The 14,007-nt window shown below is 67.9% G+C and carries 17 protein-coding genes and 1 tRNA gene; 9 read left to right on the top strand and 9 right to left on the bottom strand.

Going from position 1 to position 14,007, the window contains the following annotated elements; all coding sequences use genetic code 11:
• The first annotated feature begins 30 nt into the window (after positions 1-30).
• Positions 31-420 carry a VOC family protein gene (locus ACLIMP_RS00995; protein WP_054439508.1) on the top strand — a complete coding sequence of 130 codons (390 nt, stop codon included), beginning with the start codon at positions 31-33 and terminating at the stop codon, positions 418-420.
• A gap of 10 nt (positions 421-430) precedes the next feature.
• Here ACLIMP_RS00995 and metW read toward each other — a convergent pair whose 3' ends face one another.
• From metW to metX, 3 genes are read right to left on the bottom strand one after another with little or no spacing between them, the layout of a single operon-like run.
• Positions 431-1,024, bottom strand: coding sequence for a methionine biosynthesis protein MetW (gene metW, locus ACLIMP_RS01000; RefSeq protein WP_185998570.1), 594 nt, complete (start codon positions 1,022-1,024; stop codon positions 431-433).
• Entirely contained in the window at positions 1,021-1,467 is a 447-nt protein-coding gene (locus ACLIMP_RS01005) for a GNAT family N-acetyltransferase (RefSeq protein ID WP_324696945.1), read from the bottom strand. The genes metW and ACLIMP_RS01005 overlap by 4 nt, the downstream gene beginning before the upstream one ends.
• On the bottom strand, positions 1,464-2,579 hold the full coding sequence (gene metX, locus ACLIMP_RS01010; protein ID WP_132469179.1) for a homoserine O-acetyltransferase MetX: 1,116 nt from the start codon (positions 2,577-2,579) through the stop codon (positions 1,464-1,466). The genes ACLIMP_RS01005 and metX overlap by 4 nt, the downstream gene beginning before the upstream one ends.
• Before the next feature lie 211 nt (positions 2,580-2,790).
• Here metX and ACLIMP_RS01015 point away from each other — a divergent pair, with 211 nt between their 5' ends.
• From ACLIMP_RS01015 to ACLIMP_RS01025, 3 genes are all read left to right on the top strand, one after another.
• Positions 2,791-3,909, top strand: a complete 1,119-nt coding sequence (locus ACLIMP_RS01015) for a pyridoxal phosphate-dependent aminotransferase (protein ID WP_324696947.1) — start codon at positions 2,791-2,793, stop codon at positions 3,907-3,909.
• Positions 3,906-4,832: a prephenate/arogenate dehydrogenase family protein gene (locus ACLIMP_RS01020; protein WP_132469159.1), complete on the top strand. Its 927-nt coding sequence runs from the start codon at positions 3,906-3,908 to the stop codon at positions 4,830-4,832. The genes ACLIMP_RS01015 and ACLIMP_RS01020 overlap by 4 nt, the downstream gene beginning before the upstream one ends.
• A gap of 95 nt (positions 4,833-4,927) precedes the next feature.
• Positions 4,928-5,707, top strand: coding sequence for a transglutaminase-like domain-containing protein (locus ACLIMP_RS01025; protein WP_443477998.1), 780 nt, complete (start codon positions 4,928-4,930; stop codon positions 5,705-5,707).
• A 2-nt stretch (positions 5,708-5,709) separates the two neighbouring features.
• Here ACLIMP_RS01025 and ACLIMP_RS01030 read toward each other — a convergent pair whose 3' ends face one another.
• Genes ACLIMP_RS01030 through ftsE form a run of 4 tightly spaced genes read right to left on the bottom strand, consistent with a single transcriptional unit; the run spans position 5,710 to position 8,634 of the window.
• Positions 5,710-6,405, bottom strand: coding sequence for a lysophospholipid acyltransferase family protein (locus ACLIMP_RS01030; protein ID WP_054439502.1), 696 nt, complete (start codon positions 6,403-6,405; stop codon positions 5,710-5,712).
• Positions 6,405-6,971 (bottom strand): YdcF family protein, encoded by a 567-nt coding sequence (locus tag ACLIMP_RS01035; protein ID WP_054439500.1) that lies wholly within the window; start codon positions 6,969-6,971, stop codon positions 6,405-6,407. Before ACLIMP_RS01035 ends, ACLIMP_RS01030 begins: the two co-directional genes overlap by 1 nt.
• A 26-nt stretch (positions 6,972-6,997) precedes the next feature.
• Positions 6,998-7,924 carry a cell division protein FtsX gene (locus tag ACLIMP_RS01040; RefSeq protein WP_292635652.1) on the bottom strand — a complete coding sequence of 309 codons (927 nt, stop codon included), beginning with the start codon at positions 7,922-7,924 and terminating at the stop codon, positions 6,998-7,000.
• Entirely contained in the window at positions 7,921-8,634 is a 714-nt protein-coding gene (gene ftsE / locus ACLIMP_RS01045; protein ID WP_054439499.1) for a cell division ATP-binding protein FtsE, read from the bottom strand. The genes ACLIMP_RS01040 and ftsE overlap by 4 nt, the downstream gene beginning before the upstream one ends.
• Before the next feature lie 156 nt (positions 8,635-8,790).
• Here ftsE and ACLIMP_RS01050 point away from each other — a divergent pair, with 156 nt between their 5' ends.
• Together ACLIMP_RS01050 and ACLIMP_RS01055 are read left to right on the top strand one after the other, a co-directional pair.
• Positions 8,791-9,771, top strand: coding sequence for a zinc-ribbon domain-containing protein (locus ACLIMP_RS01050; RefSeq protein WP_324696954.1), 981 nt, complete (start codon positions 8,791-8,793; stop codon positions 9,769-9,771).
• A gap of 312 nt (positions 9,772-10,083) precedes the next feature.
• Positions 10,084-10,170: transfer RNA gene (locus ACLIMP_RS01055), tRNA-Leu, on the top strand.
• Positions 10,171-10,368: 198 nt separating this feature from the next.
• On the opposite strand, the gene ACLIMP_RS01060 is transcribed toward ACLIMP_RS01055, so the two are convergent.
• Positions 10,369-11,241 (bottom strand): NTP transferase domain-containing protein, encoded by an 873-nt coding sequence (locus ACLIMP_RS01060; RefSeq protein ID WP_324696956.1) that lies wholly within the window; start codon positions 11,239-11,241, stop codon positions 10,369-10,371.
• 157 nt (positions 11,242-11,398) lie between these two features.
• On the opposite strand from ACLIMP_RS01060, the gene ACLIMP_RS01065 reads away from it, so the two are divergent.
• The 3 genes from ACLIMP_RS01065 to ACLIMP_RS01075 are packed head-to-tail and all read left to right on the top strand — an operon-like array spanning position 11,399 to position 13,284.
• Positions 11,399-12,877 carry a helicase HerA domain-containing protein gene (locus ACLIMP_RS01065; RefSeq protein ID WP_443477999.1) on the top strand — a complete coding sequence of 493 codons (1,479 nt, stop codon included), beginning with the start codon at positions 11,399-11,401 and terminating at the stop codon, positions 12,875-12,877.
• 9 nt (positions 12,878-12,886) lie between these two features.
• Positions 12,887-13,078, top strand: a complete 192-nt coding sequence (locus tag ACLIMP_RS01070) for a DUF4169 family protein (protein WP_324696959.1) — start codon at positions 12,887-12,889, stop codon at positions 13,076-13,078.
• Positions 13,078-13,284 carry a hypothetical protein gene (locus tag ACLIMP_RS01075; protein ID WP_324696961.1) on the top strand — a complete coding sequence of 69 codons (207 nt, stop codon included), beginning with the start codon at positions 13,078-13,080 and terminating at the stop codon, positions 13,282-13,284. The genes ACLIMP_RS01070 and ACLIMP_RS01075 overlap by 1 nt, the downstream gene beginning before the upstream one ends.
• A gap of 4 nt (positions 13,285-13,288) precedes the next feature.
• On the opposite strand, the gene ACLIMP_RS01080 is transcribed toward ACLIMP_RS01075, so the two are convergent.
• Positions 13,289-13,780, bottom strand: a complete 492-nt coding sequence (locus ACLIMP_RS01080) for a hypothetical protein (RefSeq protein ID WP_132469162.1) — start codon at positions 13,778-13,780, stop codon at positions 13,289-13,291.
• Positions 13,781-14,007: the final 227 nt, after the last annotated feature.

A 14,007-nucleotide genomic window follows, 5' to 3' on the forward strand; every position in this document is an offset into this window, starting at 1 on the left:
CCCTGACGACAAAAAACTGGAGAGAGAACGATGATCCTGAAAAGCCTGCGCCTCGGCACCAACGACCTTGAGAAGGCCCGCGCCTTCTATGACGCCACTTTCGCCGCGCTCGGCGTGGAACCCTGCGCGATCTCGAACGAATATCCGATGGTGATGTGGGATCTCGACGGCCTGAAGTTCCTGCTCGGCCCGGCGCGTGACGGCGAGCCCGCCACCCATGCCAACGGCGGAACGATCATCTTCGGCGCGAACGACGAGGCCACCGTGCGCGCCTGGCATGCCGCCGGTCTCGCCAACGGCGGCACTTGCGAGGGCCAGCCCGAGGCCAAGCCGCAGGCGCGCGGCGCCTTCGGTGCCTATATGCGCGACCCGGACGGCCACAAGCTGGGCATCTACAGCGGGCTCACCATGGGCGGCTGAAACGCCGCGCCTATCCGCGCGACAGCAGGAACACCGCATGTTCGGCGCGGAAATTCGCGGCGGCGGCGCTGCACTGCTGGTCGCCGGAGAGGAACCAGGCGCCTTCCACCTTGATGCCGCGTTCGCGCAGCAGTTCGCGGAAATCGTCCACGGTAAGGTGGTGGATGTTGGGCGTCTCGTACCAGGCGACCGGCAGCAGGCGCGTAACCGGCATCCGCCCGCCCCACAGCAGCGACAGCCGCACGCGCCAGTGCGCGAAGTTGGGGAAACTCACGAAGGCGCGGCGGCCGATGCGGAGAAGCTGCTCCAGCACCATGTCCGGGCGCATCGTCGTCTGCAGGGTCTGCGACAGGATCGCGTAGTCCACCGACTGGTCCGGGTAGAAGGCCAGGTCCTTGTCGGCATCGCCCTGGATCACCGACAGGCCCTTGGCGACGCAAAGGCCGACATTGGCGGAATCGAGCTCCATGCCGCGCGCGTCGCACCGCTTGTCTTCGCGAAGGGCCTGCATCAGCGTGCCGTCGCCGCAGCCCACGTCGAGCACCCGCGCGGCGGGATCGACATTGGCGGCGATCACCGCGAGATCGGGACGCAGGCCGTTCATTCGCCTGCCTCCATTATCGCCGCAAAGGCGGGGGAAAGCCGCTCCATCAGCCGGTCCGGGCGCGCCAGCGGCTTGAAGCCGAGCGCCGCATAGACCCCGTGGGCATCGGCCGTGGTAAGGCCGAAACGGCGAATGCCTGCATAGTCGGGATGCTCCACGAACCAGCCGGCAAGGCGCCGGCCGATCCCCTGCCCGCGCACGCTTTCATCCACCCACACGTCCGCCAGCCAGGCGAAACTGGCGCGGTCGGAAATGACGCGGGCGAAGCCGATCTGGGCCCCGTCCTCGCGATAGGCGCCAAGGCAGTGCGAGCCCGCGATCTGCTTCTCGACTTGCGCGCGCTCGATGCCGGGGCACCAGTAGCTGGTGGCCAGCCAGCCGTGGATGCGGGCCACATCCAGCCGGGCGGGATCGTCTGACAGTTCGATATGCGATGCCGTCACCGGCCTTCTCCCAGGAATCCCTCGACCACGCGATCGAGCGCGGGAACGTCGAGCAGGAAGCTGTCATGACCGTAAGGCGCGGACAGTTCGACGAAGCTCACCGGCAGGCCCGCCGCATTCAGCGCGTGGACGACGCCGCGCGAATCCGCGGTGGGGTAGAGCCAGTCGGTGTCGAAGCTGACGAGGCAGTAGCGCGCCTTGGACTGCGCGAAGGCATTGGCCAGCAAGCCGCCATGCTCCTCGGCCAGGTCGAAATAGTCCATGGCGCGGGTGATGTAGAGGTAGGAGTTCGCATCGAAGCGGTCCGTGAAGGCCAGGCCCTGATAGCGCAGGTAGGACTCGATCTGGAAATCGGCGTCGAACCCGAAGGTCTTCTCCTCGCGGTTCTGGAGGCGGCGGCCGAACTTCTCGGTCAGGCCCGCTTCCGAGAGATAGGTGATGTGCGCGGCCATGCGCGCCACCGAGAGGCCCTTTTCCGGGCCCTTGCCGTGATCGTAATAGTCGCCCTCGCGCCACTCCGGGTCCGCCATGATCGACTGGCGGCCCACTTCGTGGAAAGCGATGTTCTGCGCCGAATGGCGCGCGGTGGAGGCGATCACCAGCGCTGCGCGGATCCGGTCGGGGAAGTTCGAGGCGAGGCTGAGCGCCTGCATTCCGCCCATCGACCCGCCGACGACGGCATAGAGGCAATCGATCTCCAGCGCATCGAGCAGGGCGACGTGGCCGCGCACCATGTCGCGGATGGTGATGACCGGGAAGCGCATACCCCACGGCTTGCCGTCCGGCGCGAGGCTGGCCGGGCCGGTGGAGCCCATGCAGGAGCCGATCACATTGGCGCAGATCACGAAGAACCGGTCCGTGTCGATCGGCTTGCCCGGTCCGACCATGCGCACCCACCATCCGGGCTTGCCGGTCTTGGGATGATCCGAGACCACGTGATGGTCGCCGGTCAGCGCATGGGTGATGAGAATCGCGTTGTCGCGCGCGGCATTGAGCGTGCCGTGCGTCTCATAGGCGATGCGGACGCCCGGCAGGCTCTGTCCGCCGTCGAGCGGGAGCGGCTGGGCCAGTTCGAGAACCCGACTGGAGTCGATGATGGGCGTGGTGGACATGATGAACTGTGCCAAGTGGGGGACCGCCCGCGCCCTGTCAATTACTCGCTCGGTTGCCGGCGCCGGTTTGAAAAGTGCGCGGCTGGGTATTTTCGTTACACCGCGCGAATCCCGCTCGGGCTGAGCCGGCCGCCGCCCCTGCGGCGCGGCACCGATCGCCCAAATCGCCCCCTGTCCTTCACGCCGCCGCTAAGCTAATAGGCCGCGCATCATGACTGACAGCCAGACCATCAGCACCCGCCAAGCCCCGCAGCCCAAGCCGTGGATCGACGCGATCCATGCCTATGTGCCCGGCAAGTCCAAGGGCAAGGACGGCAAGCCGCTGATCAAGCTGTCGGCCAACGAGAACCCGCTCGGCACCAGCCGCCATGCGCTGGAAGCGCGCGCGCAGGCGCCGGCGCTCTATCCCGATCCCGACAGTACCGCCCTGCGCGAGGCGATTGCCGCCAGGCACGGCCTCGATGCGGCACGCGTCGTCATGGGCACCGGCTCGGACGAACTGCTCAACCTTGCCGCGCAGGGCTATGCGGGCCTTGGCGACGAAGTGATCTACGTGCGCTACGGCTTCTCGGTCTACGACATCGCCGCGCGGCGCTGCGGCGCAACCCCGGTCATCGCGCCCGACGCCGACTACGGCACCGACGTCGACGCCCTGCTCGCGCTGGTGACGGACCGGACCCGCGTGGTCTTCGTCGCCAACCCCAACAACCCGACCGGCTCCTACCTGCCAAAGGGCGAGATCGCGCGGCTTCACGCCGGGCTTCCCGCCGACGTGCTGCTGGTGCTCGACCAGGCTTACGGCGAATATGTCGCGCCCGAGGACGACGATGGATCGCTGGCATTGGCCCGGGCGCATGACAATGTGCTGGTGACGCGCACTTTCTCGAAGATCTTCGGCCTTGCCGGGGAACGGATCGGCTGGGCCACCGGCGCGCCGGGGATCGTCGCCACGCTCAACCGTATTCGCGGACCGTTCAACGTCTCCGCCACCGGCCAGGCCATGGCGCTGGCCGCGCTGGGCGATGCCGATTTCGTGGAGGCCAGCCGCGTCCACAACCGCGACGAACGCGCGCGCTTCGTGGGCAAGCTCGAAGCGCTGGGCAACCACGGTCTGCGTGCCCTGCCCACCCAGGCGAACTTCGTGCTGGTCCTGTTCGAAGGCGCGCTGACCGCCGAAGCCGCTTTCGACGGCCTCGCCGACCGGGGCTACATCGTGCGCTGGCTGCCGGGACAGGGCCTGCCGCAGGCCCTGCGCTTCACCATCGGCAAGCCCGAGGACATGGACGCGATCGCCGTCGCGCTGCGCGAAATGGCGGAAGCCGCGCAATGAGCATAAACAGCGTCGCGATCATCGGCCTCGGCCTTCAGGGCGGATCGATCGGCCTTGCCGTGCAGGAATACCTGCCCGGCGTGGCCACCACCGGCTACGACCTCAGCCCCGCCCACCGCGCCCGCGCGGCCGAGCGCGGCCTCGTCGGCACGGTCTGCGAGACGCCGGCCGAAGCCGTCGCGAATGCCGACCTCGTGATCTTCTGCGTGCCCCCCGGCGTGATGGGCATGGCGGCCGAGCAAGTGCGCGAGGCGCTGCCCGCGCATTGCCTCGTCAGCGATGTCGGCTCCAGCAAGGAAGCGATCTCCAGGGCGCTGGGCGATGCCCTGCCCGATCACCTGGTGATCCCCGCGCACCCGGTTGCCGGCACCGAGAATTCCGGCCCCGACGCGGGCTTTGCGCACCTGTTCCGCAATCGCTGGTGCATCGTCACCCCGCCCGCACGGACGGACATGGTGAAGCTCAGCGAGCTGGTCGGCTTCTGGGAAGGGCTCGGCGCCAATGTCGAGATCATGACCCCCGGCCATCACGACCTCGTGCTCGCCGTCACCAGCCACCTGCCGCACCTCATCGCCTATACCATCGTCGGCACCGCCTCCGACCTCGAGGACGTGACGCAGGGCGAGGTCATCAAGTATTCGGCCGGCGGCTTCCGCGACTTCACGCGCATCGCCGCCTCGGACCCCACGATGTGGCGCGACGTGTTCCTGTCGAACAAGGACGCGGTGCTGACCATGCTGCAGCGCTTCACCGAGGACCTGACCGCGCTGCAGCGCTCGATCCGGGTGGGTGACGGCGATGCCCTGTTCGAGCATTTCGCCCGCACCCGCGCAATCCGCCGCTCCATCATCGAGGAAGGGCAGGACGATTCCCGCCCCGACTTCGGACGCGGCGATCACGAGAACGGCCAAAAGAATCGCTGATCCCGCGGGAGCCGGCACGCTTCTCGGGCTTTGAGCGGGTAAGACCTCCCGAAGCTCTTCCCAAGGACACTGCCCATGGACAAGCCGCGCGTCCCATGAAACTCTCGATTCTGGCCCAACTTGATTACGCGCTGCCCGCGCCCACCGACGTGCTGCTCCAGCTCGAGGCGGCGATCCTTCCCGAGCAGCTGGTCCACAGCGCCCATATTTCGCTGCCTCCGGTCGAGCATTTCGCCCGCCTGCCCGGGCATGACCAGATCGGCGACCGGATCTGGCTCCATGTCGCCAATGCGCTGACCGTGCGCTACGAGGCCGTCGTGGAACCGCAGCGGATCGTGACCCCGATCGAGGGGCTGCCCGCCGTGCCGCCGCACATGCTCCCTGCCGAGACGGTCGATTACCTGCTGCCCTCGCGCTTCTGCCCTTCCGACACCTTCCAGGACTTTGCTCTAACGCAGTTCGGCATGTTCGAAGGCGGAAACAAGGTGGCCGCGATCCGCGACTGGGTGGCCGGCCACCTGGCTTACATCCCCGGCTCCAGCAATGCGCAGACGAGCGCGGCCGACAGCTTCAATTCGGGCGAGGGCGTATGCCGTGACTATGCCCACCTCGTCATCAGCCTGTGCCGCGCCTCGGCCATTCCGGCGCGCTTCGCCAGCGTCTACGGCCTGGGCGTCAAGCCGCAGGACTTTCATGCCGTGGCCGAAGTCTTCCTCGACGATACCTGGCATCTGGTGGATGCCACCGGCATGAGCCGCCCCGAGGCGATGGCGAAGATCGGGGTCGGCGTCGATGCGGCGGCGGTTTCGTTCCTCACCAGCTACGGGCCGGTGGAACTGCGGAGCCAGTCCGTGGAAGTCCGCGAGATCGGCTGACCTCAGGGGTTCAGCGCATTGATCGCGGTCTGGACCCTGGCCTCGATCTCGTCACGCGCCAGGCCGGGCTCGATCCGCTCGCCCACGCGCAGGGTGATGGTGCCCGGCTTCTTCCAGCGGCGATGATAGAGCCTGCCGCTGTCCACCGCGACGGGGACCACGGGCAGGCCGAGCAGCTTGTAGAGCCCGGCGAATCCCGCTTGCAGCGGCGCGCGCTGGCCATGGGGAACCCGCGTTCCTTCGGGGAAGATCGCCAGCGGCCGCCCCTGCGACGCAAAGCCCCGCGCCGAGGCCACCATCGCCCGCAAGGCCCGGGCGCCCTGGTCCCGCTGCACCACGACCGCGCCGTACTGGCGCGCGGCCCAGCCCCAGCCCGGAATGTCGATCAGTTCGGCCTTGGGAAACGGTGCGGGAAACTGCATCTGCGCCGGCAGGTCGATCGCCTCGAAGAAGCTCTCGTGCTTCATCGCCACCAGCACGCCTTCCTCCGGCATCTCGCCCTCGATCACCAGCCGGATGCCCAGCAGCCAGCGGCAGCACAGGCGGTGGAACCTGGCCCAGCCCCGGACCGAGCGGCGCATCGGCTCCTGCCCGAACAGCGAAGCCACCCAGACCATCGTGACGAACACCAGCGTGCCCGGATAGAACACCAGGTAGAACAGCAGGCTGCGGATGACGTCGATCGCATTCGTGCGCATTATTTCGAGGTTCCAGTATGACGTTTCCAGGGCGGCCTGTTCCAGAAGTCCAGCGCCATGCGGCCCACGAACTTGTGGTATTCGAGGAACAACGTGCCGAGGCTGGGATGCGAAGGCACCGCATCCTCAAGAACGGTGACGCCCTGCGGTAATTCGCGTGCAAGCTCGTAGGCGGCGCGGCGCATATGCCAGTCCGCCGTCACCAGCCGCACCGTGCGGGCCTTGCGGCGCCCCACCCAGTCCGCCGCCTCAAGCGCGTTGGAGCGGGTGTCGTAAGCTTCGTAGCCGAGCGTGATGCAGCACTTCATCAGCCGGTCGGGAATCTTGAATTCGGCAGCGAGTTCGCCGGGCCTCACTTCGCGGTCGACGCCGGAGATCAGCACGCGCGGGGCACGTCCGGCCTCCAGCACGGCCATGGCCCGTTCGATCCTTCCCCGGCTGCCGGTCAGCACGATCACCGCGTCGGTCTTTACCGCATCGTCCAGCGGCCCCGGAAGCGCGATGGCAAACCAGAGGAAACCGAACAGCCAGATCAGCAGCAGGAAGGCGGCGGTGCGACGGAACATGAGATGCCTATAGCGTCTTGTGCGTACTATAGCATCTTGCGAAGTGCATGGAGCACGGTCAGCCGCGCGGTCAGCATCGCCAGCAGGGTGGAGAGCACCGGGACCAGCGCCAGCAGCAGCCAGTCGGTCCAGACCAGCGCGCCGCTGTCCACCAGTCCAGCCCCGAGCCCCGCGAAACGGCGGCCGAGCGACAGGATCACCACCAGCGCAAGCGCCAGCCCGACCGTTCCGCCGCCCGCCGCGTCATAGCCGATCGAACGCTGGAATACCTGCGCGACCTGGGTATCGGTTCCGCCCAGGAGATGGACTATCTCGATCGTGTCGCGATTGGCGCCCAGTGCAGAGCGCGCGGCCAGCAGGACCGCCGCGGCCAGCGCGCCTGCCAGCAGAACGACCAGCGAGATCGAGAGCACCTGCAGCGACAGCATCGCGTCGAATACCGGCTTCAGCCATGTCGACTGCGCATCCACCCGGGCGGAAGGCGCGGCGCGGACGAGAACCCGCTCGATCGCCGCAAGCCGGTCCGGGCTCGCCGCACCGTCGAGGCGCACGTCGATCAGCGCGGGAACCGGGATCGCCGCGCCGGTGGCAGCGGCGATCCCGCTGCCCAGCCAGGGTTCGATCAGGGCATCGAGTTCGGCCTGCGGAACCTGGCGAAGCCCGGCGACATGCGGCACGCGCTTGATCGCTTCGACCGCCGCCGCCGCTTCCCGGGCGCGAACGTCGTCACGCGGTTCGAGCACCTGCACCGTCACGCCGCCCTCGATTTCCGCGCGCGCGGAAGAGATGGCGTTGCCGAGCGCGAGCCCGGCGGCAAGCGCGATCGCCGTCATCGCCACCATGATCGCGATGACCCAGGGCATCGGCCCGGACATGCGGATCTGCGGGATCAGTTCGGCCCCGCGCGCACCAAGGCGGCGCCATGCCATGCGCGGCATTCCTTCTGCGCTCATGTCAGTTGCCGCGGCGGGTAGCGCAGGGCCCCGGTGGGATCGGCCAGACGCCCGCGATCGAGCCGCATGATAAGGCTCTCGGGCACCTTGCGCAGCAGGTCCAGATCGTGCGTGGCGACCACCACGGTCGTGCCCTGCCGGTTGAGCATCTCGAACAGGCGCATCAACTTGAGCGCCATCTCGGGGTCGACGTTGCCGGTCGGCTCGTCCGCCACCAGCATCGCCGGACGCGCGATCACGGCGCGGGCGATGGCGACGCGCTGCTGCTCACCGCCCGAAAGCGTGGCGGGACGCGCATCCATCCGCTCGGTCAGGCCGACCCATTCGAGAATGTCGCGGACCGGGCCGGCGATATCCTTCTCCTGGTGCCCCGCAACCCGCAGCGGCAAGGCCACGTTGTCGAACGCGGACAAGTGCGGGATCAGCCGGAAGTCCTGGAACACCACGCCGATCCGGCGGCGCAACATCGGCAACCGGCTGCGCGGCAGGGTGATGGCGTCCGTTCCGAACATGCGGATAGCGCCGCGCGAGGGGCGCTGGGCAAGATAGAGCAGCCGCAGCAGCGAAGTCTTGCCCGCGCCGCTGGCCCCGGTGAGAAAGTAAAACCGCCCCGGAAACAACGTGAAGGTCAGGTCGGACAGGATCTCCCGATCCGTGCCGTAACGCAGCCCGACATTGTCGAAATGGATGATTTCCCCGTCCGCGGTCATACTCGTCTAATCGGTTTACGGCCTGGCATGTTCGGGTCCGAACGGGCGACGAGACGCTATAGCGAGCATTGAATGTGGAAAAAAGGGCGTTCCGGCGTGTGCCCACAAGTCCATGTCTTGTCGCATGAGAGTCACTCGTGCTTATAGATTGCGATCATGATAATCGCCTGCCCCGCCTGCTCTACGCGATATGCGGTCCCGGACAGCGCGCTGGGCGTGGACGGGCGCACGGTACGCTGCGCCAAGTGCCGCCACAGCTGGTTCCAGGAAGGCCCCGAAGCCGCAGCGGAAGAAGCCCCGGTTGCGCAAGGGGCAGCAGGCACAGTTGCCGCACCGCCTCCTCCTCCCCCCGCGCAGCAAGCGCCGGTAGCGCCGCCACGGCCTGCCGCGCCGCCGCCGGTCCAGCCGGCTCCCGCGCAGGCCGCCCCCATTCAGGCACCCCCCGTGCAGGCCGCCCCGGTGCAGGCCCCGCCGCCGCGCGAAGCCATTCGCGTGCCCGGCCGCGCCCCCGGCCGCGAAGCGAGCGCTGCCGACATTCCCGGCACCCGCCCCGCAAGCACGCCGACCGATGAGGCCGGCCCGCTTTCCGCGCCCACGCAGGCGCCGCAGCCCGCGCGCAAGCCCGCGCCGATCTACGACGATACGACAAGCGTCCATTATGCGGACGAAAACGCGTCGAACTTCGATTTCTCGCCGCCGTTCCGCCCGCGCCGCAACTGGACGCGGATCGCGACGCTCGGCTCGGCGATCTTCGCGGTCGTGACCCTAGGCCTTACCGGCGCCGTCGCCTGGGGCGGCCTGCCGGACTGGCTGCCGATCCCGCGCCAGACCTTCTCTCCCGCCCAGCCCGACCTCCAGCTCGATTTCCCGCGCAAGCGGCAGGACCGCAAGCCCCTGCCCGACGGCACCGAATTCTTCTCGGTCAGCGGCACCATCAGCAATATCGGCAGCGAGGCCCGCTACGTGCCCTCGCTACTGGTCGTGCTGCGCGACAAGCGCGACCGCATCGTCTACGAAAAGGAAGTCGTCCCCTCGAAGCGCAAGCTCGCGCCGGGAGAGGCGATCACCGTCAACGAAGCGCTGACCGACATTCCCAAGGCAGCATCGGCCGCAGAGATCGGCTGGAAGCCCGACTGAGGCGGGCCGGCTCACCCCGCGTGAGCCCGGGCTCCTTTGCAGCGCCGCACCGGCCCTGCACTTTTTGCAGGATTTCGCTTACCTGTTCGCCGCCATGCGCGGCCCGCTTCACCATGCCGTGACGCGGCCCGATCCGGCCATGCACCCGCATCAAATCGGCCGAGCCACGCAAATCCGCCATAAATTCCGTGCGGTGCAAAAAAATTCGCTCTTTTTGAAAATAATTGGCCGAAGCCACTTGCCGGGTCAGGAACCCTTTGCTAGTGGCGCGCTCCTGCCACGGGGCGGCTTCGAAGCCCCCCCGGTGATTTAGCGGTCATGGCGGAATTGGTAGACGCGCAACGTTGAGGTCGTTGTGGGCGAAAGCCCGTGGAAGTTCGAGTCTTCTTGACCGCACCATCACTCTCGCAAGAGATCTGGTAAAGCCTTCGGGCCCCCGCAAGGGGGCCCGAAAGTCGTTTGGGGCCTTGAAAATACGGTCCGGGAAAAAACGGTCCGGGAAAAAACGGATCCGCACGACCCGGCCTCCGCCGATCGGCCACTGCCATCCCGCACTTCGATCAGGCGCCTGAAATCCAGGCTACCCGAGCACCCTTTTCAGGCTACGGCGCGCGCTGTCGGCCTGGCGGTCTTGCCGGGCGTTTCCGGCGGCAGTTCGCCCAGCAGGTCCCGCACCACTGCATATGTCCGGTCATTGTCCACGTCGATCGCCTGGGTGCCGTCGGCCATGACCACGGCGCGCACGCGCAGCCGCAGGCGGCGCGAAGCCCGCACCACCGCACCCGAAAGCGTCTCCAGCCGCAGCTTGACCATGAGCAGCCCGGCAAGGCCCAGTGCCCGCCAGATCCGGGCGCCCTCGCGGTCGGAGGCGCCCCGGCCGCGAAACACGTCAACCGCGTGGACGAAACGCGTCCCCGCCATGCCATAAAGGTCGCACGCCGCGAACTCGCCGTCGCGCAAGGCTATATAGCTGCGCAGCGCATTGGGATGCGCGGCTTCCACCGCCTCGCGCCGGGCCAGCGCGAAAGTGACATCGCAGCTTTCCAGCGCATCGGCCATGGCGTCGATCGATTCCGCGCTGAGCAGGGCGTGGTCGGCGGTGGTGACGAGCAGCGGGCCATCCCAGTCCTCCGCCGCCGCGCGCACGCTTGCCGCGATATCCTGCCGCGCTTCCACCAGCGCCACGCTGCCGCGCCCCGGCAGCCGCGTCAGCACGTCCCACACCGGGTCGAACGCCTCCCGCTCCACGCAGACCGCAAGGCTGGCGACGCGGGGATGCTGCGCCGCCGTCTGCAGCACATGGGCGATGAGCGGCCGCCCCGCCAGCGGCACGAGGCAGCGGTGCCTTTCGCCGAAACGCTCTGCCAGTGGATCGATTCCGCCGGGGCCGAGGCCATGCCCCGCCAGCACCACCAGCCGCAGGGGCAGGCGCTCGATACCGTCGCTATCAGGAGAAACCGGTGAAGCCATAATCTGCGTCGCTATGCCGCGCGCGTGTGACAGCCCCGTGACCGGCGCGGAAATCCGCGATTTTCGCATGACGCGCCGCAAGCCGATGCGCACAAGCTATGGATAAAGCCGCAGCATTGCCTTGCCTCTCGCGCCCGGCTTGCGCAAGGCATGCGGCGTGAGCGCGAATATCGTGATCGGCCAGACCCCGCAGGGCGAGTCGATCGAAATCGACATCAAGGAACTTCTGGCGACCCGCCTGCTGGTGCAGGGCAATTCCGGGTCCGGCAAGTCGCACCTGCTGCGCCGCCTGCTCGAGGAGAGCGCCTCCATCGTGCAACAGGTGGTGATCGACCCCGAGGGAGACTTCGTCAGCCTGGCCGAGGAATTCGGCCATGTCGTGATCGACGGCGCCGCCTATGCGGAAGGCGAGATCGTCCGGCTGGGCGCGCGCATCCGCGAACACCGCGCCTCGGTCGTCCTCGCGCTCGACGAGCTTGAGATCGACCAGCAGATGAAATGCGCCGCGCAGTTCCTCAACGCCATGTTCGATGCCCCGCGCGAACAGTGGTATCCCGCGCTGGTCGTGGTGGACGAGGCGCAGATGTTCGCCCCCGCCGCCGCCGGCGAAGTGTCCGAGGAGGCGCGCCGCGTCAGCCTCGCGGCGATGACGAACCTGATGTGCCGGGGCCGCAAGCGCGGCCTTGCCGGGGTCATCGCCACCCAGCGCCTCGCCAAGCTGGCCAAGAACGTGGCGGCCGAAGCCTCGAACTTCCTGATGGGCCGCACCTTCCTCGACATCGACATGATCCGCGCCGCCGACCTGCTGGGCATGGAGCGCCGCCAGGCGGAACAGATCCGCGACCTGGCGCGCGGCCAGTTCCTCGGCCTCGGCCCGGCGATCAGCCGCCGCCCGGTGGCGGTGAACATCGGCACGGTCCTGACCGGTGCCAAGTCGGTCACCCCCGGCCTCACCCCGTTGCCCACGGCGACCACCGAGGAACTGCGCGAACTGCTGCACGACAATCTCCACGTCGAGCCGGAACGCCCCGATTTTCCGCGTCCCGCCCCGCGCCCCGCGATCGACGTCGAGGAACTGAGCGAATCGATCGCGCACGGCCCCTCCGCCGGCCCGTCTTCCGCACCGCCGCCGCGCCCCGAACGGCCCGAGCCGGAGCCGGAAGAAAACCGGGCGGCCATGCTCGAAATCCTGAACACCATGGCGCAGGACCCGGATTGCACGTTCCAGTCCGCGACCACGCTGTTCCAGGACTTCACCATTCGCTGCCGCATGAAGGGCATCTCGGTGCGCGGGCTCGATGCGACGATGTTCCGCCGCGGTTTCGCCGCCGCCATCGCCGGTATCGAGGACCCCGACGACGAACGCTGGTTCGATCTGGTCAACCTTGCCAAGCACGTTCCCGACGATGCGCTGGCGCCGTTCTACATGATCGCGCGCGCCGCCATGAACGACGAGCCCTGCCCAGACGACATGGTCCTGGCCCGCGTCTACGGCACCAGCAGCCCCCGCCGCGTGCAGCGCCTGCTGGACTATCTGGAAAAGGACGGGCTCATCGTCGTGCGCACGGACTTTTCGGGCAAGCGTTCGGTCGGACTGCCCGATCTCGGGGTTACAACCGCGCCCGTCGAGGAGTAAAAGGCCGTCATGGCCGAGATCATCAACCTTCGCATGGCCCGCAAGGCCAAGGCGCGCGACGCCGCCCGGACCCAGGCGGACACCGCCCGCGCGCAGCATGGCCGCACCAAGCACGAACGCCGGGCGACCGAGGCGGAAATCACGCGTCTGGGCCGCATCGTGGACGGTGCCAGGCGAACCCCGGAACAAGGCGAAGACTGATGCGCACGACTTATCTCGACGCCACGGTGCGCCTGTACCACCTCGATTCCGGCCCGGACGGCGGCGCCGCCAGCACGCTGTTCTACGGCACCCTGGCCGAGGCCATGGACATGGCCGCCCGGCAACCCGAAGAGGTGCAGGACGGCCTGTTCATCGCCACCGACAATGACGTGGTGGCCTATGTCGATCTGATCGAGGGCTGGTAGAAACTCAGAACCGCGCCTGAAGGCCGGCCGCCAGATAGTGGTCGCCGATATTGCCCTTCACGTCGATGCGCGGAAGGATCGGCATGGAGACCGTGCCGTAGGCCCGCAGGTCGTCACCGATCAGCCGCGCGCCGACACCCAGGCCGAGCGACATCGGCAGGCGGTACATCGCCTCTACCTTTCCAAAGAACCTGGTGCCGGAATTGTCGCACTTGCCGTCGGAAACCTGCGCGCCGCTGCTGCGGTTGAAGCACTGCGAATCGTCCGTGAAGTAGCCGGGATGGTCGCGGTGGTGGAAGAACACGCCCGCGCCGGGCGTGATGCTGAAGCCGCCGTCCTGGATCACCGGCACGCCGATCGCCAGTTCGCCGCCCCAGTCCCCTTCCGCGCGGGCCACGTTGGCCTCGGCCGTCACTTTCGCGGCGGCGGGCGTGGCAGCGGCGAACAGCGCGGCCGGAGCGACGACGGCGGCAAGCGCGGCAAGACGGATTTTCATGATATGTCCTTGAATTGCGATATCTGGAATTCTCTGCCGAGGCGTAGGATTCCGGCAGGGTAAAGCGCAAGACGGGCCGATTCGTTCCAACCCGGACAGGGCTCGATCCATCCCGCGCCGCCGGGCCGGAACGGTGCGGTTACTCCAAAGAGACGTACCCGAAACGGATCGCGGCGCTTGCGGCGACAGGTGGCGGCAGGCAGACTTTCCCGGTCACACCGCAAGGA

Origin of the sequence: Novosphingobium aeonii (genome assembly GCF_052279045.1) — a bacterium.
Classification (GTDB): domain Bacteria; phylum Pseudomonadota; class Alphaproteobacteria; order Sphingomonadales; family Sphingomonadaceae; genus Novosphingobium.

Excerpts from the sequence above, each read along its gene's own strand:
- ACLIMP_RS01070 (WP_324696959.1), top strand. The coding sequence starts at position 12,887 with ATGGCCGAGATCATCAACCTTCGCATGGCCCGCAAGGCCAAGGCGCGC.
- ftsE (WP_054439499.1), bottom strand. The coding sequence starts at position 8,634 with ATGACCGCGGACGGGGAAATCATCCATTTCGACAATGTCGGGCTGCGT.
- ACLIMP_RS01040 (WP_292635652.1), bottom strand. The coding sequence starts at position 7,924 with ATGAGCGCAGAAGGAATGCCGCGCATGGCATGGCGCCGCCTTGGTGCG.
- metX (WP_132469179.1), bottom strand. The coding sequence starts at position 2,579 with ATGTCCACCACGCCCATCATCGACTCCAGTCGGGTTCTCGAACTGGCC.
- ACLIMP_RS01030 (WP_054439502.1), bottom strand. The coding sequence starts at position 6,405 with ATGCGCACGAATGCGATCGACGTCATCCGCAGCCTGCTGTTCTACCTG.
- ACLIMP_RS01015 (WP_324696947.1), top strand. The coding sequence starts at position 2,791 with ATGACTGACAGCCAGACCATCAGCACCCGCCAAGCCCCGCAGCCCAAG.
- ACLIMP_RS01020 (WP_132469159.1), top strand. The coding sequence starts at position 3,906 with ATGAGCATAAACAGCGTCGCGATCATCGGCCTCGGCCTTCAGGGCGGA.
- metW (WP_185998570.1), bottom strand. The coding sequence starts at position 1,024 with ATGAACGGCCTGCGTCCCGATCTCGCGGTGATCGCCGCCAATGTCGAT.
- ACLIMP_RS01035 (WP_054439500.1), bottom strand. The coding sequence starts at position 6,971 with ATGTTCCGTCGCACCGCCGCCTTCCTGCTGCTGATCTGGCTGTTCGGT.
- ACLIMP_RS01080 (WP_132469162.1), bottom strand. The coding sequence starts at position 13,780 with ATGAAAATCCGTCTTGCCGCGCTTGCCGCCGTCGTCGCTCCGGCCGCG.
- ACLIMP_RS01075 (WP_324696961.1), top strand. The coding sequence starts at position 13,078 with ATGCGCACGACTTATCTCGACGCCACGGTGCGCCTGTACCACCTCGAT.
- ACLIMP_RS00995 (WP_054439508.1), top strand. The coding sequence starts at position 31 with ATGATCCTGAAAAGCCTGCGCCTCGGCACCAACGACCTTGAGAAGGCC.
- ACLIMP_RS01025 (WP_443477998.1), top strand. The coding sequence starts at position 4,928 with ATGAAACTCTCGATTCTGGCCCAACTTGATTACGCGCTGCCCGCGCCC.
- ACLIMP_RS01050 (WP_324696954.1), top strand. The coding sequence starts at position 8,791 with ATGATAATCGCCTGCCCCGCCTGCTCTACGCGATATGCGGTCCCGGAC.
- ACLIMP_RS01060 (WP_324696956.1), bottom strand. The coding sequence starts at position 11,241 with ATGGCTTCACCGGTTTCTCCTGATAGCGACGGTATCGAGCGCCTGCCC.